Here is an 18,022-nt window from a genome sequence, read left to right as displayed (position 1 = left end):
CCCACCATGCCCACCGCCCTGCCCATCGACTGGCCCTACGAACGGCTCTACAGCGCCGGCGCCTTCGCGCTCGGCCTGTTGTTGACGCTGTTCCTGGCGGCCTACCTGACGCCACGGCGCTGGTGGCAACGCCCCAACGCGCGCGCCCTGCTGATCCTCGTCGTCGGCGCCTGGGGTTTCGGCAGCCTGATCCTGCTCGCCACGCGCGGCGGCGCCAGCACGCCGGCGCTTGCCGCCGCGACCAGCACACCGACGCCGTCCCCCTCATCGACGACGCGGGTCGCGGCCACCGCGCCGCCCACTACCACCCCGGCCGGCGCGCCGATCGCCGGCCGGCCCTTCCAGGTGCACCGCGACCTGAACCTGCGCCAGGCGGCCGGCGTGCAGACGGCGCGCCTGCTGACGGTGCCGGCCGGCGCCAGCGTCACGCCGACCGGCCGGCGCGACGGCGACTGGTGGCAGGTGCGCGCCCGCGTCGGCGGCGAGGATAGAGTCGGCTGGGCCAACAGCCTGTGGCTGCGGAGTAGCGGTGAATGAAAAAACATACTCCAGCGCGATGGCCGCGCTGCGCGGTTTTTCGGCTAAGCTGTGGCCATTCGCCACGACCGGACGCGCGCCGCCCACGATGACCTCACTGACCGACACCCTGGCCTTCGGCCCCGGCCTCGACATCGCCGCCCGCAGCGACGCCAGCATCAGCAAGCTGCAGGTGCCCGAGAACCAGGACAACATCCTGCTGATCGACGGGCGCGGCCGCGCCGTCTTCCTGCGCGACCAGGCCGAGTGCAGCGCGCAGCTGGACGGCTGGCCGGCCGGCCACGTGCGCCTGGCCGTGATGGACGGCATGGGCGGCCACGGCAACGGCCGCCAGGCCGCCGAGGCGGTGGCCCACGGCCTGCTCGGCGTGCCCGCCTGCGCCACGCTCGAACAACTGGCCACCCGCCTCGACGCCCTGCACGGCGCGCTGCAAAGCCACTTCCGCAGCGCCACCGACCACGACGACTTCCGCCGCCCCGGCACCACGCTGACGCTGATCGAGATCCCGCCCGGCCAGGCGCCGCTGCTCTACCACGTCGGCGACTCACGGCTCTACGAGATCACCCCGGAGGCCGCCGAGCCGCTGACGGTGGACCACGTGCCGGCCACCGCCTTCGCCCTGCACGGCCTGCTCGGCGCGCAGGAGTGGTGGCAGCAGGTACACGGCGAGCACCGCGCGCAGATCTCGCAGGCCTTCATCCTCGGCAACGCCTTCGCCAATCCGCAGGTGCTCGACGACGGCCTGTGCGCCTTGACTTCGGCGCGCCTGCCCACCTTCCTGCGCCACCTGGCCGACCGCCGCGCGCTGGTGCCGCGCGCCGGCGCCGTCTACCTGCTGGCCACCGACGGTTTTTGGGCCTGCGCCAAACCGCAGGCCTGGACCGAGCGCTGGCCCGAGCTGTTGGCGCAACGGGGACAGGACGCCAGCGCCGTGCTCGGCCAATTGTTCGACGAGTTCGCCCAGCGGCCGCCGCCTGGCTTGCATATCGATAACGTCAGCGCCATCGTCCTGCGTTTCGCCGCGCCGGCGAATGTTGACGAAACGGCACTGCCGAACGCCCGTTTCCAGCCACTTTCATCATGACAGATGTTGCGCGGGCGGCCGGAATGCTGCCATTGCGAAAATATATGCAGCCCGATTGAGCGGCCGATTGCCAAAGACCGGCAAAAACGCATAAACTCTTGTTTATCTCGTCGGTCAGAACGTCATGAAAAAATGCAGTAACCCGGATCACCCGCACTGCACGTACTGGGTCATGCCTGGGGAGCCCGCCTGCGCGGGCGGCCACGACCAGCCAGCGGCACGCACCGCCCCGGTCACCAGCTACGATCTGCTCAGCGCATTGCGCTCCGCCCGCGCCGGCAACCCGGTCGCGGCGCGTCCGGCCGTCCCGAGCACACCGACCGAAACAAGCGCCCCCGCGCCCTCCCCCGCCGGCTACGCCCGGCCCATGCAGCGCGCCCAGTCCGAGCGCCCGCAGCTGCACATCAGCGGCTTCGACCCGCGCGCCGCCGGCGGCCGCCAGACCTTGAAAATGGAGTTGCGCGGCATGCCCGAAGGCTGCGCGCCGCAACTGACGCTGCAACTGCAGTCCGAATTGATCCCCGAAGGCGCCGCCCGCCAGCAGTTCGTCCGCTCCACCAGCGGCGACTGGCGCCCCGTCTTCGTCGAATTCTCCTCGCGCGGCAAGGAGCACGGCCAGTACCAGATCAGCATGGAGCTGCTCAGCCGCCACGCCGCGCTGGCCGCGCGCACCTGGGTCTGCACCTTCGTGATTTTGGTGCCCCGGCTTGACGCCACCCTGACCGAGATCCACCGCATCTTCCTCAGCACGCACAAGAACGTGCGCGTGATGGCCGACGACGCCTCGATCGCCCGCGTCAACGCCCAGGGCGGCGCCAGCATGGACATCGACGTCACCGCCCGCAACGCCGGCATCGCCCACCTCGACCTGGGCGCGCCGCAGGGCAAGGTCGACATGGGCTTTTCCACCATCGCCTGGGACGAGGGACCCTGATCGAGATCGACATGCCGGCCTCGGCCGCGCTGCACCCCCACCCCAGCCGCGCCGCCAGCCTGGTCAACGCCGCGCCGGAGGCCGGCGCGCAGCGCCAGATCCGCCTGTTCGCGCTCGACGAGTGCGTGTTCGGCCGCTTCGAGCTGGTCGACCCCGAGGCCGACGTTCTGCTCAGCCACTACGGCGACGCCGGCCAGGACAACAACGGCCTGACACGCCGCCTGTCCGGCCGCCACGCCGTGATCCGCCGCACCGGCCACGGCTTCGAGATCGAGGACGTGTCGCGCTACGGCATCCTGTTGGACGGCGTGTGGCCAGGCAAGCACAAGCCGACCGCGCTGCGGCTCGGCATGCGCATCGAACTGAGCGCCAGCATCAAGGGCATCGTGGTGCTGTCGGTGTCGGCCATCATGCCGCACGGCGTGGTCCTGCACCGCATCGACCAGGGCGCGCAGGCCGAATGCTTCTACCTGCTGGCGCCGGAGACCCACCCGGGCTACCCGATGGCGCCCTTCGCCACCACGCCCAACGCCGCCGGCCTGCCGCTGCTGCTACACCGCGACGGCGGCTTCTGGCACCTCGACCAGCTCAGCGGCAAGGAAACCGCGCTGGCGCCCGCCACCGCCCTCACCCAGCTCAGCCGCATGGCCAAGCACAAGCGCTTCGCCAGCGAGCCGTATCCCGAGCACTGGATCATCCGCACCGGCGCCAGCGACCTCTACAGCACCGTCGGCGCACACGACCTGTCGACCGCCTAGCAGGTCGTGACATCTCTATTTGACGATGATCGTCCCCCGTTGCTGGCTGGGATGTGGCGGTGCTTTGCAATCCGTCTACCGCAATATCGGCCATCGGCCACAAGCAGACAATGCTCATGACGTTGGGACGCCTAAAGTTCACCACAGTCCAGTTTAGCCCGGTAAAGCTAGCTTAAAGTGTGTTATTGCGTCATACTGGAAATCTCAAAGGCGTCATTTTAACGTCCGCTTTACGTTGGAAGGTAAGCATAAACTGCAATTTTTTGAACCACAAAGGAGAGCATTCATGGCACTTAAACCAGGACCAAAGCCGATAGCAAAATCAACAGGGCTGCCGGATCAGCGCCGCCGTGATAACAAAACCACACCAGGGAATACACCATCCCTGAAACCTAGTAAATCTAGCAATCCCCCAAAAAATAAATGATAGGGGGGGCGTTAACCCGGCGGTCGACCACGTGTCCTGCACGCACTGTACGCTGGGCGATAAAGCCGCACAGCGCCGGTCACCACTACTTTGGACATCTATGCCCTATGAGTCCGCTTTGGCGCGATTGCCGCCTATCGTTCACATAGGCGACAATTGCCTCAGTCTCCGGCTTCTTTCTGGTAACGCACAGCCAAAACGATGACGGCATCGGGCGCCGTGCGGTAGCGCACCACATAGCCGCTGTCGCCAAAGTCGATCTGCCATTCCCGGTAGACCTCCGCCATGCCATCAATGGGGCGGCCAATCTGCGGCTGATGCCCCAGCACCCTCCCCCTTCCCGGACGGCTTGAACGGCACGCTTTGCGGCGCCAGGATTCTTGCCCGCTAAGAAGCGGTAGATGCGCTGCACGTCGCGCAACGCGAGCGGCGACCAGATCAGACGTGGCATTCAGGCGGTTCGATATCGTTGCCTTCGGCAAGCTGCGCAAGCCACGCGTCGGCCTCGTCAGCCGTGACATGCAGCCCGGTGGTCCGATACTCCTCCCATGCCTTGAGCGTATCGTGGCGGAAGGATTCACGCTTTTCCTCGCGTTCGAGGTACTGCGCGACGGCCTCGCGCAGCATCCAGTGCGGGGTTCTGCGGCGGGACTCCGCCAAGTGCTCTAGACGGGCGCGCGTGTCCGGGTCAAGCTTGACCGACATGGGGCGGGCAACGGCGGCAGTCATGGTGCTTCTCCTGTCGGTGAATGATAGGTATTACCTAATCATACTTTGCCGTGGCAACCGCTTTGGAGGCGGCCGTTGTCGTCGAATGCACATAGATCTGTATATCGAATGCCGGTGGATGCCAGACCAAGAAGGTCGAGTTTGACAATGTCAATACGAACCGAGACAACTGGCAGCAGACGCGACGGCGACGCATGCCCAGTGAAAGCGCGGCCGGCGCCCCCCCCCCCCAGGCAGGCGGTGGCTACGCTGACACTTCCTGCCGATTGCGCCACCCGGTCCAGTTGCGCTAAAATGAGAATAATTCTTATTCCCATCTAGGCCAACATGACGATTGCGCAGCATCCGCCCCAGCAAGACATGGCCTCGCTGTACGGCGAGCACCATGCATGGCTGCTGGGCTGGCTGCGCCGGCGCCTGGGTTGCGCCCACCACGCGGCCGATGTGGCACAAGACACCTTCCTGCGGCTGCTCGCCGCCAGCGACAGTCTGCCGCAGCTGGCCGAGCCGCGCGCCTTCCTCACCACCACCGCCAAGCGCCTGCTGGTGGACCGCAGCCGCCGCAACGCCATCGAGCATGCCTACATGCTGGAGCTGGAGGCGCTGGCCGCGCAACTGCCCTGCTACCCGTCTCCCGAGGAGATCCTGCTGGCCGTGCAGTCGCTCGAGCGCATCGCCTGCGCGCTGGAGCAACTGTCGGCGCGCGCCCGCGACGCCTTCCTGCTGCACTACCTGGACGGCGCCAGCCACGCCGCCATCGCCGAACGGCTGGGCGTATCGACCCGCATGGTGCACAAATATTTGGTGCAGGCGCTGCTGCGCTGCGACACGGCGCTCGGCCAGCCATGCCTTTGAATACGGACCAAGGCCGCATCGCCGAGCAGGCCGCCGCGTGGATCATTTCCCTGACCGGCGACGAGGCGGCCGGCCGCGCCGAGGCGCGGGCCGGCTTCGAGGCGTGGCAGCAGGCCGATCCACGCCATGCCGCCGCCGCGCTGCGCATGCAAGCCCTGCTGGGCCAACTCGACGCCTTCGACGGCCGCCCCGCGCGCGCCGCGCTGGCGGCCTCCCGCCGGCCGGCCGGCAAAGGATCGACCGCCAGCGCCACATGGACAGCGGCGGCCATCAGCGCGCTCGCCGTCGCCCTGCTGGTCGGCGCCGTCGCGCTGGGCCTGCCTGCTTGGAAACCCGCCGTCCTGCTCGCCGACGTGCGCACCGGCGTCGGCGAATGGCAGACCCGCGTGCTGGCGGACGGCAGCAGCATCACGCTCAGCGGCGGCAGCGCCGTCGACCAGCAATTCACTGCCAACCGGCGCGTGCTCAAGCTGTTGCAAGGCGCGGTGCTGGTCGATGTGGCGCGCGACCCCGAGCGGCCCTTCCTGGTGCAAACCGAGGAAGGCAGCATCCGCGCGCTCGGCACCCGCTTCGTGGTGGAGCGCGGCGCCGGCGGCACCGACCTGGCGATGCTGGAATCGAAAACCGAGGCGCGCGCGGCCGACAGCCTGGCCCCAGCCACCGTGGTGGCGGCCGGCGAGAAGGTGCGCATCACGGCGGGCGGCGTCGGCCGCATCTCGGCCGTCGACCCGCACAGCGTGGCCGATGCCTGGCGCGACCATCAATTGGTGCTGCAAAACCGTCCGCTGGCCGAGGTGCTGGACGCGCTGGCGCGCCAGCGCCGTGGCGTGATCAAGTACGACAAGCGCCAGATCGCCGCCATGCGGGTCAGCGCCGTGCTGCCGCTGGACGACTCCGAGCGGGCCTTGCAGCTGCTGCTGAACAGCTTCCCGACGCTGCGCATCCGCAGCTTCACCCCATACGTGGTCGTGGTCGACGCACCGCCCCCCAAGCCGGTGCGCTAGCGTCGGGGTCTGACCCCGCATGGGGTCAGACCCCTTCGGTTGCGGGGTAAAGCTGGCCTCCCACAAATTTAAAAAACAAAAAAAACTTCATCGCTGCGGTTCCGATTGGGAGTTTTCGTCCGTCAAGGTCTATGTAAGCAAGTTCATCCAGCCCTTCAGGAAGCCGAAACCCATGTCCAAGCAACAACAAGCACCTACCCGCCGCACCACCCTGGCCCCCTTGACCCTCGCCCTGCGACTCGCCTTCGGCGGCGCGCTAGCGCTGGGCGCAAGCGGCGGCGCCTTCGCGCAGAGCGCCAACGCCCAGTACGACATTCCGGCCGGTCCGCTGGCCGACGCCCTGAACCGTTTTGCCCAACTGGCCGGCGTGGCCGTCGCGCTCGACGCCGACAAGGTGCAAGGTCTGCGCAGTCCCGGCCTGAAGGGCAGCTACAGCACGGAAGACGGCTTCAACACCCTGCTGCGCGACAGCCCCTACGCAATCGGCAAAACCAGCGCCGGCTATCTGTTGCAGAGCAGGCAGGCCGTCGCGCCGGCCGCGCAGCGCAAGGACCAGGCGCTGGCGACGGTGACCGTGACCTCCACCCTGCTGGCCGACGAGCTACCTGGCGTGTACGCCGGCGGCCAGGTGGCGCGCGGCGCCCAGCTCGGCATACTGGGCAGCACCAGCACCATGGACGCGCCCTTCAACCTGAGCGCCTACACCGCCGGCCTGATCGAGGACCAGCAAGCCTCCACCGTGGCCGCCGTGCTGCAGAACGATCCATCGGTGCGCTTCACCACCTCCGAAGGCCACATCTACGAGAACTTCAGCATTCGCGGTTTCGAGATCACCGGCGAGGGACCTGGCCTTCAACGGCCTGTACGGCCTGTCGCCCTACGGCCACGCGCCGACCGAGTTCGTCGAACGGGTCGAGGTGCTGAAGGGACCCGGCGCGCTGTTGGGCGGCATGTCGCCACAGGGCGGCGTGGGCGGCGTCATCAACCTGGTCCCCAAGCGCGCCGGCGACAAGCCGCTGCTGCGCCTGAGCACCGACTTCACCTCCGCCGCGCAATACGGCGCGCACCTGGACGCCGGCCGGCGCTTCGGCGACAACGGCCGCTACGGCGTGCGCTTCAACGGCGGCTACCGCGACGGCAAGGTCGGCGTCGACGAGCAGAAGAAGGAGCGCCTGCTGGCGGCCATCGCGCTGGACTATCGCGGCGCGCAGCTGAACCTGGCGCTGGACGCCTACAGCAACCGTGAAAACATCGACAACGGCAGCTCCTGGATGGCGTCCTTTCCCAGCACCGGCGTGATCGCGCCGCCCAAGACCGGCACCAACCTGCTGCGCGGCATCTACGGCAAGCTGGAAAACGACGCCGTGGCCGTGCGCGCCAGCTACGAGTTCAGCGACGCGCTCAGCGCCTACGCCGCCTTGGGCAAGCTGCGCTACCGCTACTCGGGCTACATCAACGGCACCCGCGCGGCGATCCGCAACGCCGCCGGCGACTACCTCGGCACCACCTTCCACCAACGCGGCTCGACCGACACCACCTCGGCCGAGGTGGGCCTGCGCGCCCGCTTCACCACCGGATCGGTGCGCCACCAGATGGTGCTCAGCGCCACCTCGCTGGAGTTCGACACCGGCCGCGCCACCCCGGGCTTCAGCGCCGACTACAAGTCGAACATCTACCGGCCGGGCGCGCCGGCGCTGGGCGCCGACCCCGGCCCGGCGCCCAAGGTCGGCGACGCCGCGCTGCGCAGCCTGGCGCTGGCCGACACGCTGGCCTTCGCCGGCGACAAGGTGCTGTTGACCCTCGGCGCGCGCGAGCAGCAGGTCAAGACTCGCGCGCTGCACCCGGTCAGCGGCGCCGTCACCTCCAACTACGACAAGCGGGCGCTGACGCCGGCGCTCGGCCTGGTGGTCAAGCCGTGGACGCCGGCGCTGTCGCTGTACGCCAACTACATCGAGGGCCTGAGCCAGGGCGGCAGCGTCACCGACGCCACGGCGAAGAATTTCGGCGAGGTGTTCGCGCCCTACCAGAGCAAGCAGGTCGAAGGCGGCGTGAAGTGGGACCAGGGCGAGTACGGCAACACCCTCAGCGTGTTCCAGATCAAGCGCCCGAGCATGCTCAAGGACACGGCCAGCAACACCTACAACGCCGACGGTCGCCAGCGCAACCGCGGCGTGGAGTGGAATGTGTTCGGCCAGCTCGGCGGCCAGCTGCGCGTACTGGGCGGCGCCACCTACACCGACGGCAAGATGACGCACGCCTCCAGCGCCGCCCTGACCGGCAAGACCATCTACGGCACGCCGAAGTGGAAGGCCAACCTCGGCGGCGACTGGAGCGTGCCCGGCGCCAACGGCCTGAGCCTGAACGCCCGCCTGGTCTACACCGGCAGCCAGTACGTCAACAGCAGCAACACGCAGCAGATCGGCAGCTGGACCCGCGTCGACCTGGGCGCGCGCCACAGCGTGCGCTGGCTGGCGCACACGCTGCAACTGCGCGCCAACGTCGAGAACGTCGCCAACAAGAGCTACTGGGCCGGCTCCTTCAACGACGGCTATGTGACGCAGGGCGCGGGCCGCATCTATAAACTGTCGGCCTCGGTGGACCTGTGATGCGCCGCCTGGCTCTCGGCGGCGCGGCCGCCCTGCTGGCCTGCGCCTGGCTGCCCGCCTGCGCCACGTCGGCCACGGCCACGGGCGCGACGGCGACGGTGGCGACGGCGGCGGCGGTGACGCCCGCCGTCGTCTGGCGGGCGGCCGGCTTGCCGCAGGCGCGGCAGCTGGACCTGGCGTCGGCGCGCACCGGCCAGCACTACCGCATATTCCTCAGCGTGCCGGACACGGCGCCACCGCCGGCCGGCCATCCGGTCATCTACGTCCTCGACGGCAACGCCGCCTTCCCCAGCGCGGCCCTGATGGCGCGCACGGTGGCGCGCCGCAGCAAGGTGACCGGACTGCATGCGCCGGTGGTGGTCGGCATCGGCTACGCCGGCGCCGAGGACTACGACGAGCCCGCCCGCGCCCGCGACTACACGCCGCCGGCGGCCGGCAAGGCCGGCGCGGGTGACGGTGGCGCCGATCTCTTCCTCGACTTCATCGAACAGGAACTGAAGCCCTTGATACAGGCCAGCACGCCCATCGATACGCAACGGCAGGCCCTGTTCGGCCATTCGTATGGCGGCCTGTTTACGCTGCACACCTTGTTCACCCGGCCCGCGGCGTTCCAAACCTACGTCGCCGCCAGCCCGTCGATCTGGTTCGCCGAACGCCATGTGCTCAGCGAGGTGCCGGGCCTGGCGGCGGCGCGCCAACACCAGCCGCGGCTGCTGCTCACCGTCGGCGAGCTGGAGCAGGCGGCCGCGCCGCCGTCCGCCAAGGCCGGCGAGCGCGGCGCCGTACTGGCGCAAAAAAAGATGGTGGACGAGGCGCGCGACCTGTCCGTCCGGCTGGAAACGCAGAAACAGGCGCTGGGCCTGGAGCGTGTACGCTTTATCGAGCTGCCGCGCGAGAACCATGGTTCCGCGCTGTTCCCGGCCCTGTCGCGCGGGCTGGAGTTCTTTCTGGAATGAGCATGGACGGGCGGTGGTGAACGATTCGGCGCCAAGTAGCGGAATTGGTCTCAGGAAGATGTGATACAGTCAAAATTAAGTGTTCGGCATCAGGAAAATGTCGCGAACACTCGCCCCGCAGTCACACATTGGTCTACCTGAGGACGACTCATGCATCGATTCTTGACTTTTTTCATCGCAGCGCTGCTGCCCTTTTCCGCCATTGCCGACAGCCCGTCCGACCGCCAAGCGGTGGAACGGGCCGTGCTCGATTACATTGAATCGCAGCACAAAGCCGATCCGGAAATGATGCGGCGCGGCTTGGACAAGGAACTCGCCAAACGCACCTACTGGCAAGCCGAGGACGGCTCGGAGTTCATCATGAAGACCGATTACGAGACGATGGTGAAGGTGGCCAGGACGTACAACAAGGACGGCGACAAGTTCCCGCCATCCCCCCGGGTCGAGATCAAGATCTTGGATATCGACAACCGGGTGGCGTCGGTGAAGTTGACGGCCGACGAATGGATCGACCATATGCACCTGTACAAGACCGCCGGCAACGAATGGAAAATCCTCAACGTGCTGTGGCAGTACCACGACGCTAAACGGCAGGTGAACAAGGCCAAGAAGTAAGCGGGCGCCCAGCCCCATGCCTATGTCCTGCCGTGCCCAACGCGCCAGGACAGCGCCTACTCCAACAACTGCCGCCTGTCCCGGCGGGCTTCCTGCACAGCCGGGTCAGCGACGCGATACAGACCGTGCCCACGACGCAGGACGATGCTCGCCGCCACTAGTGCAGCCGGCCTGACTATGCCTTTGTCGCCAGGAATTCACCATTGCCGACGGGGACCAGACTCGTCGAGAAATTGGTGTCGGCCCGAACAGTTTGAATGAAGGCGGCCATCTCCTCCTTGTGCGAAGTCGCGTTGTCGACCACCAGCAAGCCGCCGGGGCGCAGCACGCGCCGCAAATCGGGCCACCAGCCCACGTACTCCGAGCGCTCGGAGTCGAGGAAAACCAAATCGTAGGCGCCCTCCCCGGTGGCGCGCACCGCCGGGACCAGCGACGACATCGGCGCGAGCCAATGCCCATCTGGCTTGGTTTACTTGCCGACCTTCGGCGGCAGCGGTATCCACTCGGTCTCGCCCGGCACGGCGGCGAAGCGCCGCGCGGTCCAGTCCTCGCCGGCCTGCACCACGCGCTCCTTGCGCGAGGAGACGAAGTTCCAGAACAGGTAGCGGTGGCCGTCGAGCGGCTCGCCGCCGATCACCATGAACTGCGCGGCGCTGGCGGCGCGCACCAACTGTGCGCTGCGCGTGTCGAGCAGCGCCATGGTGTGCAGCGCCAGCGGCACGCCGTCGATCTCCAGCTCGCCGCTGATCGGGTAGATCGCCGCCTCCTCCGGCAGGCTGGCCAGGCCCAGCTCCTGGCCGGCCTGCAGGCTCACGTCCAGATACAGGGTCTGGCTATAGGTGGCCACCGGCGAGGTCTTGCCGAAGGCGGTGCCGATCAACACCTTGACGCGCGCGCCGTCGACGCTGAAGACGGGGATGTCGGCCGCCGGCGTGTGGACGAAGTTCGGCTCGTCCTCCTCGTGCGCGGCGGGCAGCGCGGCCCACAACTGCAGGCCGTGGGTGCGGTGCGGCACGCCGACCAGATCCTTCGGCGTGCGCTCGGAGTGGACGATGCCGCGCCCGGCGGTCATCCAGTTGATCGCGCCCGGTTCGATGCGCTGCACCGAGCCGATGCTGTCGCGGTGGTCGATCGCGCCTTCGAACAGGTAGGTCACGGTGGCCAGGCCGATGTGCGGGTGCGGCCGCACGTCGTGCTTGGCGTCGGCCGGCACGTCGACCGGGCCGAAGTGGTCGAAGAAGATGAAGGGGCCGACCGCCTGCTTGAGCGCCGACGGCAAATAGCGCCGCACCACGAAGCCGCCGCCGAGGTCCTTGTCGTGGCCCTTCAACACGCTGGCGATGCTCATTTCGGCTCTCCCAGCACGGTGCTCACTTCGGTGGTCACGCTGGTCATCAGTTTGTGGACCGGGCATTTGTCGGCCACGGCCAGCAGCTCCTGGCGCTGGGCGTCGGTCAAGGGGCCGCCCAGGTGCAGGGTGGCGGCCAGGCGGTAGGTGCCGTGGCGCTCCTCGCTGGCGTCGCGCTCCATGCTCACTTCGACGTCTTCGAGCGGGATGCCTTTGCGCTTGGCGTACCAAACCAGGGTCAGCGCCTTGCAGGCGCTCAGCGCGGCGTCGTACAGGTCGTGCGGGGTCGGGCCGGCCTCGCTGCCGCCGACGTCCACGCCTTCGTCAACGGAAATCAGGTGGTTGCGGATATGCGCCACGTGGCGCATGGGCAGAGACTGGTCGCGGATGACTTTGATCGACATGGTATTCCTTGCGTGCAATATAAGTGAATCGTCAATTTACACCGTTTCGCGCCACTTCGCCAATCTCCCATTGTGCCGAGGCGCGGCTTGGCCGTGGCGCGCGCGCGGACGGCGCGGCCTAAAACGGTGCGGACGGACTCAGCATTTTGGTGCGGCGCGCCGGGATGACTGCCGCAGTTGCCCCCGCCCGCCCGGCGGCAGGCAAGCATGTCGGATGGAAAACGGGTGGCATGCATATTGCGTCGGCTGTGGCAGGCGCACGCCGCACGGCGGCGCGCGCCTATTTGCCGCCACCATTTTTCCAACCGAAGAGGAACCACACGATGCGAGCTTTCCCCGAATTCTTCAGCCTCCAGCAATGCAAACGCGGCCTGACGCTGGGCCTGGGCCTGGCCCTGCTACACGTCGCGCCGTCCACGCAGGCGGAGGAGATCAAGCGCACCGGCATCCCCGGCTCGAGCTTCCCGATCTCGACGACGGTGAGCGTGCCGGCCGGCAGCCGGCTGGTCTTCTTCAGCGGCAACCTGGCCGACGTGGCCAACCCGGACGCGCCCAAGGGCAGCGTCGAAGCCTACGGCAACACCAACACGCAGACGCTGTCGATCCTGAAGAAGTTCGAGAAGCTGCTGGCGGCCGAGGGCTTGACCCTGGCCGACGTGGTCAAGGTCAACGTCTTCATGGCGGGCGACCCGGCGCTGGACGGCAAGATGGATTTCGCCGGTCTGAACGCGGCGTATGGACAGTACTTCGGCAGCGCGGCGCAGCCGAACAAGCCGGTGCGCACGGCCTTGCAGGTGGCCGCACTGCCGATGCCGGGCGGCCTGGTGGAGATCGAGATGACGGCGGCCAAGGCGCCGGCGGCGGCACGCGCCAAGAAGTAGGATGGTTGGCTGCGTCCAGACGCAGCCGTTCACCCCGCTCCCATCGGGTCTGGCCCCGCCGGGGTCTGCCCCGAATGCAGCTAAGTTCAGAAAACCCACCGTCGAAAATCGAGGGTCAGACCCTAAGGGTCTGACCCTGGCTCTCTGCCTGTGGTTTGCTAGCCGCTGGCGCGCCGGCTAGACCAGCTTGCGGGCGACGCGGAAGCCGACGATGTCGTTGGCCAGCACGGCCGAGAAGCCGTTGCGCACCGCCGAGCGCAGATAGCGCGGGTTGTACAGCCAGGCGCCGCCGCGCAGCGCGCGGCGCACGCTGTCGCCGCCCTCCTCCCAGGCGCGGCCGTCGAGCGGGGCGCCCTGGTAGTTCTCGTGCACCACGTCCTGCACCCACTCCCACACGTTGCCGTGCATGTCGAACAGGCCCCAGGGGTTGGGCGCGTAGCTGCCCACCTTGCTGGTGCCCTGCACGTACTGGCCGCGCGGGCTGCCGTTGTAGGTGTAGTGCCCGTCGTAGTTGGCGCGCTCGGTGCTGATCTCGTCGCCGAAGCTGAAGGCGGTGCGGGTGCCGGCGCGGCAGGCGTATTCCCATTCGGCCTCGCTGGGCAGGCGGTACAACTGCCCGGTGCGCTCGGACAGCCAGCGCAGGTACAACTGGGCGTCGTTCCAGCTGACGCCGACCACCGGATGCTCGTCGCTCTGCGCGAAGCCGGGCGCGCGCCAGTCGGTGTCCGACAGCGACTCCCAGCCGGTGGCGCGGACGAACTGCTTCCACTGCCCCACCGTGACCGGGTGGCGGCCCAGCGCGAACGGCTGTTCGATGCCGACCCAGTGCTGCGGCGTTTCGCGCTCCAGCCAGCTCTTCTGCGCGCCGGCCTTGATGGCGACGGCCTGCTCGTGCTCCGGCGAGCCCATTTGGAAGCGCCCGGTGGGGATCAGCACCAGCTCGGGGCCGCTGCCGGCGCCGTCGAGGAAGCGGTCGCGCAGCACGCCGCTGGGGTCGGCGACGGGGCTGGCCGAGGTGGGCATCAGCGCCGCCAGCTCGGCGGCGTTGCGCGCGGCCAGCTGCTTGCGGTGGCGCTCCTGCTCGGCGCGGTAGGCCGCCTCCGCCTTCAACTGGTTGATCTTGCGCTGCTGCTCCTCCTTGGCCTCGCGCGCCTCCTTGGCGTCGGCCTCGCGGCGCGCCTGCAACTGCTCGCGCAGCTGCTGCTTGCGGATCTTGGCCGACTCCTCGGCCTCGGCGCGCTGCCTGGCCTCGAGCTCGCGGCGCTGCTTGTCGAGCTTGACCTTTTCGATCGCCGCCGCCTGCGCCGCCGCCTGGGCGGCGGCCTGCGCCTCGGCCAGCTTGCGCGCGTTCAGTTCGGCCTGGCGCTTCTGCTCGACGGCGCGGGCCTGTTCGGCCAGCGCGGCCTGCTCCGCTTCTTCCTTCCTGCGCTGCTGTTCGGCCAGGCGCGCGCGCTCGGCCTCGGCGGCCTGCTCGGCCAGCTCCTGCTCGTTCGGCCCGGCGGCGCGGCGCAGGCCGTCCAACAGCTCGGCCACGGTGGCGGGCCGGCGCTCCTGGGCGTAGGCGAAGCCGCTTTGCAGCACCTGCCACTGGCGCAGGTTCAGCGAGGTCGGCGCCGAGGGGTGGATGTCGGCCGTGCGCACGTCGTCGAAGGGCAGGCGGCCCTCCAGCATCTGGTAGACCATCACGGCGACGGCGTACACGTCGAGCCGGGGGCTGGGCTGGCGCGCGTGGGTGCCGGCCTCCGGCGCGCGGTAGCCGGCGGTGCCGGCGTTGGGCGTCTGCAGCCCGAGGCTGCTGCCGGCGCTGCGCGCGCGCGAGGCGATGCCGAAATCGAGCAGCTTGATCTCGCCGCGCTTGGTCAGGAAGACGTTGCCCGGCTTGATGTCGCGGTGCACCAGCTTGTGCTTGTCCCAGGCGTATTGCAGCGCGTGCGCCACCGGCTCGACCAACTCGCAGATGCGCTCGAGCGGCAGCACGCCCTCGCGGGCGAGGAAGGCGTCCAGCTCGTCGCCCTCCAGGTATTCCATGATGATGAAGTAGCTGGCCGTGGCCGGGTCTGCGCCCATTCGTAGACGCGGACGATGTTCTCGTGCGCCAGCTTGCGCGCCTGGGTCGCCTCCTCGATCAGCAGCTTGGCGTGGGTGGCGCTTTGCGTCAGCTGCGGCGGCAGGATCTTCAAGGCCACCATGTCGCTGTGGCCCAGCTCGGCGTGGGTGGCCAGGTCGGTGGCCTGCCACACCTGGCCCATGCCGCCCATGCCGATCAGGCGTTCGAGCCGGTAGCGGCGGTTCTGCGGGCCGATCTCCTGGCCCGACATCAGCCCCAGCTCGGTGCCCTGGCGCGTGGCCGGCGGCGGCGCGGAGGCGCCGGCCGTGCCCGCAGCGGCGCCGCCCGGCGGCGAATACTCGGCGTCGAGGATGGCGTTTTTGCGGCGGTCGAACTCTTGCAAGCTCAGCAGGCCGTCGTCGTGCAAGGCGCGCAGTTCGCGGATCTTGTCTCTTGCTGTTTGCATCATCTAATCGTGTCGGGCCGATTCCATCAGGGTTGTAGCGGCGCGCCGCATTCGGCGCAGAATTTGTCGAAGGGGTGGCCGGGCCGCGTCGGGTGGCCGTTGCTGCAATACTTGGGCAGCTCGGGCACCAAGTGCGCCGCCAGTGCCGGCGCCGGCGCGGGTGCGGCGTGGTGGTGGTGGATCGCGCCGCCGCCCTGCGCCTGCGCCACGCCGATACCCAGCTGGCTCTGCGTGTTCAGCGCGTTGGCGCCGGCGCTGATCTGCAAATTGAGCAGGTCGAGCTGGTGGCGGCGGTCCTTGTCCATGTCGGCCTCGCGCAGGGCGCGCTCCTCCAGCACCCGTTCCTGCGCCTGGCGGGCCGCCTCCTGCGGCGTGACGCCGTGTTCGGCGGCGACCACCTGGGCCAGCGCCTGGATCTGCTCGGCGCTCATGCCGCCCTGGATTTGCAGCTTCATGATCTGCGTCAGCGCGGCGGCGTTGGGCGCGGCGGCGGTGGCCACCTTGCCGCTGTCGCTCAGCGCGCCGACGGCGGCGATGCGCTCGATCTCGTGCCGCTGCTGGGCCAGCAGCAGATCGTAGTCGCCCTTCCAGCGGGCGAAGCGCTCGTCGCGCTCGTGCTCGCGCGCCTTCAGTTCGCGCTGCCATTGCGCCTCGTGCTCCTTCTGCGCCAACATCTGGCGCTGCTCGTCGACGGCCAGCTGGTCGAGCATGGCCTGCTTGGCGTTGGCCTGGATCTGCCGCGCGTGGATGCCGTCGGCCTCGATGGTGCGCAGCAGCTTCTCGTACTGGGCGACGGCGTCGGCCTGGGCGCCGCTGCGGCGCAGCTGCTCGATCCTGTCGTTGATCTCGGCCACCTGCGCGGTGTTGGCGGCGTCCTTGACGGCGTCGCCGCGCAGCAGCTCGCGTTGGCGCGCCAGGGCCAGCTGGTCCTCCCACTCCTGCACCCGCTCGGCCTCGCGGCGGCGCGCGGCGTTGGCCAGCGCCAGGCCCTGGAAGTGGGCGACGTGCTGCTCGGCCTCCATCTGCGCCTGGCGCTTGCCCTCCTCCTCCTCGAGCTGGCGCAGGCGCGCCAGCTCGGCGCGGCGGCGCGACTCGTCCTCGATCAGCAGGGCCTGGGCGATCTGGTTCTGGATCGCCTGCTGGCGCAGCTGCTGGCTGAAGTTCTGCTGCGCCAGCTGGCGCTCCTGGGCGGCGGCCTGCTGGGTCACTTCCAGCTCGGTGCGCATCTTGATCTGCGCCAGCTGGCGCACGTGCTCCCAGTCGGCCGTGTCGCCGACGCGGTGCGCCTTGTTGCGCGCCAGCTCGTGTTCCAGCTCGGCCAGCGTGGTGCCGGCGCCGCGCTCCAGCGCCACCTTGCGCGTCTTCGATTCGATGATGCGGCCGTACAGGTCCACCTCGCGCGCGCGCAGCGCCTGCACCCGCTCGGCCTCCTGCAGCGCCAGTTCTGCCTTCTGCACGCTGGCGTCCTGGCGCAGCTCGGCGCGGCGCAACTCGCTGCGCTGCTTCTGCTCCTCGCGCCAAATGGCCTGCCACTCCTCCTCGTCGTAGATCTGGTCGAGCTGCTTGACGTGCTCCAGCTGGACGTGGCGCTCGTCGGCCACCAGCCACAAGGTGCCGATGCGCTCGCGGTTGTGGTCGAATTTGTCGTGGCGCAGCGCCGCCGTCTCCACCTGGCTCACCGCCAGGCCGTATTCGGCCAGGCGCAGCTTGAGGGCGTTTTGCAGGCGCTCGTCGACCTGGGCGCGCAGTTCGGCGTTGTGGGCCATGTCGCGCATCGAGCGGGCGCCGACGAACTCGGAGGCCAGTTGGCGCACCGACGGCGCCAGCAGGTCGTGCAGGTGCCGCGTGGTGACCGAGCCGGGCACGGTCATGAAGTGCTGGGCGAAGGCGGCCACGTTCTCCACCTTGAGGCCGACGCTGAAGCGCGCCGAGATTTTCAGGTGTTCGGCGGTCTGCAGGTCGTCGAAGGCGAATTCGACCGGCAGCGGCGTGCTGCGGGTGATCAGGATCTCGGCGTGCTGGCTGCGCAGCAGGTGGTTCAGGCGGGTGAAGAAGCCCTCGATCTCGTACTCGCCCTGCGGCACCTCGGTGGCCTTGTCGGCCTGCAGGATGTAGGCGCGGGCGGTGGCCGGCACGCGCAGCGTTTTGGTGAAGATGCCGGACAGCTCGCGCACGCCGAAGTAGACGGCCAGCTCGTCGTCGGCGGGAATCCAGCGGTTGTCGCGCAGCACCGGCTCGTTGCGCGTGGCGCCCAAGGTGAGACCGCAGTGATTGCAGTAGCCCGACTGGTCGTCGTTCTTGTGCTCGCAACGCGGGCATTTAACGCCGCCAAAACCAAACATTTGGAACATGTCAGACTCCTAACTTGATT

The 18,022-nt window shown here is 68.6% G+C and carries 18 protein-coding genes and 1 pseudogene; 12 read left to right on the top strand and 7 right to left on the bottom strand.

Going from position 1 to position 18,022, the window contains the following annotated elements:
* The first annotated feature begins 6 nt into the window (after positions 1-6).
* From QC826_RS10605 to QC826_RS10585, 5 genes are all read left to right on the top strand, one after another.
* Complete coding sequence (locus QC826_RS10605; RefSeq protein ID WP_279765571.1) at positions 7-537, top strand: SH3 domain-containing protein; 531 nt, start codon at positions 7-9, stop codon at positions 535-537.
* 88 nt (positions 538-625) lie between these two features.
* Positions 626-1,621 carry a PP2C family protein-serine/threonine phosphatase gene (locus tag QC826_RS10600; protein WP_279765570.1) on the top strand — a complete coding sequence of 332 codons (996 nt, stop codon included), beginning with the start codon at positions 626-628 and terminating at the stop codon, positions 1,619-1,621.
* A 172-nt stretch (positions 1,622-1,793) separates the two neighbouring features.
* Positions 1,794-2,555, top strand: a complete 762-nt coding sequence (locus QC826_RS10595; protein WP_279765569.1) for a hypothetical protein — start codon at positions 1,794-1,796, stop codon at positions 2,553-2,555.
* Between the two features lie 11 nt (positions 2,556-2,566).
* A complete protein-coding gene (locus QC826_RS10590) occupies positions 2,567-3,313 on the top strand; it encodes an FHA domain-containing protein (RefSeq protein WP_279765567.1) in 747 nt (248 codons plus the stop codon).
* Positions 3,314-3,599: 286 nt separating this feature from the next.
* Positions 3,600-3,740, top strand: a complete 141-nt coding sequence (locus QC826_RS10585; RefSeq protein ID WP_279765566.1) for a hypothetical protein — start codon at positions 3,600-3,602, stop codon at positions 3,738-3,740.
* A gap of 161 nt (positions 3,741-3,901) precedes the next feature.
* Here QC826_RS10585 and QC826_RS10580 read toward each other — a convergent pair whose 3' ends face one another.
* Positions 3,902-4,069 (bottom strand): type II toxin-antitoxin system RelE/ParE family toxin, encoded by a 168-nt coding sequence (locus QC826_RS10580; RefSeq protein WP_279765564.1) that lies wholly within the window; start codon positions 4,067-4,069, stop codon positions 3,902-3,904.
* Between the two features lie 109 nt (positions 4,070-4,178).
* Entirely contained in the window at positions 4,179-4,469 is a 291-nt protein-coding gene (locus QC826_RS10570) for a CopG family ribbon-helix-helix protein (protein WP_279765563.1), read from the bottom strand.
* A gap of 327 nt (positions 4,470-4,796) precedes the next feature.
* Between QC826_RS10570 and QC826_RS10565 the strand changes: the two genes are divergently transcribed.
* From QC826_RS10565 to QC826_RS10540, 6 genes and pseudogenes are all read left to right on the top strand, one after another.
* A complete protein-coding gene (locus QC826_RS10565; protein WP_279765562.1) occupies positions 4,797-5,324 on the top strand; it encodes a sigma-70 family RNA polymerase sigma factor in 528 nt (175 codons plus the stop codon).
* On the top strand, positions 5,315-6,328 hold the full coding sequence (locus tag QC826_RS10560) for a FecR family protein (RefSeq protein WP_279765561.1): 1,014 nt from the start codon (positions 5,315-5,317) through the stop codon (positions 6,326-6,328). The genes QC826_RS10565 and QC826_RS10560 overlap by 10 nt, the downstream gene beginning before the upstream one ends.
* A gap of 19 nt (positions 6,329-6,347) precedes the next feature.
* Positions 6,348-7,097, top strand: a pseudogene (locus QC826_RS31235) (hypothetical protein); the annotation flags it as partial.
* Positions 7,090-8,934, top strand: a complete 1,845-nt coding sequence (locus QC826_RS10550; RefSeq protein ID WP_313872874.1) for a TonB-dependent receptor — start codon at positions 7,090-7,092, stop codon at positions 8,932-8,934. The pseudogene QC826_RS31235 and the gene QC826_RS10550, both read left to right, overlap by 8 nt.
* The gene (locus QC826_RS10545; RefSeq protein WP_279765560.1) at positions 8,934-9,890 is read left to right on the top strand and encodes an alpha/beta hydrolase; all 957 of its coding nucleotides are present in this window, start codon (positions 8,934-8,936) and stop codon (positions 9,888-9,890) included. Before QC826_RS10550 ends, QC826_RS10545 begins: the two co-directional genes overlap by 1 nt.
* A gap of 162 nt (positions 9,891-10,052) precedes the next feature.
* Positions 10,053-10,505, top strand: a complete 453-nt coding sequence (locus QC826_RS10540; protein ID WP_279765559.1) for a nuclear transport factor 2 family protein — start codon at positions 10,053-10,055, stop codon at positions 10,503-10,505.
* A gap of 175 nt (positions 10,506-10,680) precedes the next feature.
* Here QC826_RS10540 and QC826_RS10535 read toward each other — a convergent pair whose 3' ends face one another.
* Genes QC826_RS10535 through QC826_RS10525 form a run of 3 tightly spaced genes read right to left on the bottom strand, consistent with a single transcriptional unit; the run spans position 10,681 to position 12,257 of the window.
* Positions 10,681-10,944, bottom strand: a complete 264-nt coding sequence (locus QC826_RS10535; RefSeq protein WP_279765557.1) for an O-methyltransferase — start codon at positions 10,942-10,944, stop codon at positions 10,681-10,683.
* 30 nt (positions 10,945-10,974) lie between these two features.
* Positions 10,975-11,853: a pirin family protein gene (locus QC826_RS10530; protein ID WP_279765556.1), complete on the bottom strand. Its 879-nt coding sequence runs from the start codon at positions 11,851-11,853 to the stop codon at positions 10,975-10,977.
* Positions 11,850-12,257, bottom strand: coding sequence for an OsmC family protein (locus QC826_RS10525; RefSeq protein ID WP_093390568.1), 408 nt, complete (start codon positions 12,255-12,257; stop codon positions 11,850-11,852). The genes QC826_RS10530 and QC826_RS10525 overlap by 4 nt, the downstream gene beginning before the upstream one ends.
* A 323-nt stretch (positions 12,258-12,580) precedes the next feature.
* Here QC826_RS10525 and QC826_RS10520 point away from each other — a divergent pair, with 323 nt between their 5' ends.
* Positions 12,581-13,138 (top strand): RidA family protein, encoded by a 558-nt coding sequence (locus QC826_RS10520; RefSeq protein ID WP_279765555.1) that lies wholly within the window; start codon positions 12,581-12,583, stop codon positions 13,136-13,138.
* 177 nt (positions 13,139-13,315) lie between these two features.
* Here QC826_RS10520 and QC826_RS10515 read toward each other — a convergent pair whose 3' ends face one another.
* Together QC826_RS10515 and QC826_RS10510 are read right to left on the bottom strand one after the other, a co-directional pair.
* A complete protein-coding gene (locus QC826_RS10515) occupies positions 13,316-15,205 on the bottom strand; it encodes an SUMF1/EgtB/PvdO family nonheme iron enzyme (protein ID WP_279765554.1) in 1,890 nt (629 codons plus the stop codon).
* Positions 15,206-15,677: 472 nt separating this feature from the next.
* Positions 15,678-18,002, bottom strand: a complete 2,325-nt coding sequence (locus QC826_RS10510) for a hypothetical protein (protein WP_279765553.1) — start codon at positions 18,000-18,002, stop codon at positions 15,678-15,680.
* Positions 18,003-18,022: the final 20 nt, after the last annotated feature.

It is taken from the genome of Rugamonas sp. DEMB1 (assembly GCF_029834475.1).
GTDB lineage: Bacteria > Pseudomonadota > Gammaproteobacteria > Burkholderiales > Burkholderiaceae_D > Rugamonas > Rugamonas rubra.
Note: the sequence above shows the minus strand (reverse complement) of the source record. Positions and strands in the feature narration are given on the sequence as shown.

What these genes read in the sequence shown, in the direction of transcription:
- QC826_RS10605 (WP_279765571.1), top strand. Translation starts at nt 7, where the DNA reads ATGCCCACCGCCCTGCCCATCGACTGGCCCTACGAACGGCTCTACAGC.
- QC826_RS10600 (WP_279765570.1), top strand. Translation starts at nt 626, where the DNA reads ATGACCTCACTGACCGACACCCTGGCCTTCGGCCCCGGCCTCGACATC.
- QC826_RS10595 (WP_279765569.1), top strand. Translation starts at nt 1,794, where the DNA reads ATGCCTGGGGAGCCCGCCTGCGCGGGCGGCCACGACCAGCCAGCGGCA.
- QC826_RS10590 (WP_279765567.1), top strand. Translation starts at nt 2,567, where the DNA reads ATGCCGGCCTCGGCCGCGCTGCACCCCCACCCCAGCCGCGCCGCCAGC.
- QC826_RS10585 (WP_279765566.1), top strand. Translation starts at nt 3,600, where the DNA reads ATGGCACTTAAACCAGGACCAAAGCCGATAGCAAAATCAACAGGGCTG.
- QC826_RS10570 (WP_279765563.1), bottom strand. Translation starts at nt 4,469, where the DNA reads ATGACTGCCGCCGTTGCCCGCCCCATGTCGGTCAAGCTTGACCCGGAC.
- QC826_RS10565 (WP_279765562.1), top strand. Translation starts at nt 4,797, where the DNA reads ATGACGATTGCGCAGCATCCGCCCCAGCAAGACATGGCCTCGCTGTAC.
- QC826_RS10560 (WP_279765561.1), top strand. Translation starts at nt 5,315, where the DNA reads ATGCCTTTGAATACGGACCAAGGCCGCATCGCCGAGCAGGCCGCCGCG.
- QC826_RS10545 (WP_279765560.1), top strand. Translation starts at nt 8,934, where the DNA reads ATGCGCCGCCTGGCTCTCGGCGGCGCGGCCGCCCTGCTGGCCTGCGCC.
- QC826_RS10535 (WP_279765557.1), bottom strand. Translation starts at nt 10,944, where the DNA reads ATGTCGTCGCTGGTCCCGGCGGTGCGCGCCACCGGGGAGGGCGCCTAC.
- QC826_RS10530 (WP_279765556.1), bottom strand. Translation starts at nt 11,853, where the DNA reads ATGAGCATCGCCAGCGTGTTGAAGGGCCACGACAAGGACCTCGGCGGC.
- QC826_RS10525 (WP_093390568.1), bottom strand. Translation starts at nt 12,257, where the DNA reads ATGTCGATCAAAGTCATCCGCGACCAGTCTCTGCCCATGCGCCACGTG.
- QC826_RS10520 (WP_279765555.1), top strand. Translation starts at nt 12,581, where the DNA reads ATGCGAGCTTTCCCCGAATTCTTCAGCCTCCAGCAATGCAAACGCGGC.
- QC826_RS10515 (WP_279765554.1), bottom strand. Translation starts at nt 15,205, where the DNA reads ATGGGCGCAGACCCGGCCACGGCCAGCTACTTCATCATCATGGAATAC.
- QC826_RS10510 (WP_279765553.1), bottom strand. Translation starts at nt 18,002, where the DNA reads ATGTTCCAAATGTTTGGTTTTGGCGGCGTTAAATGCCCGCGTTGCGAG.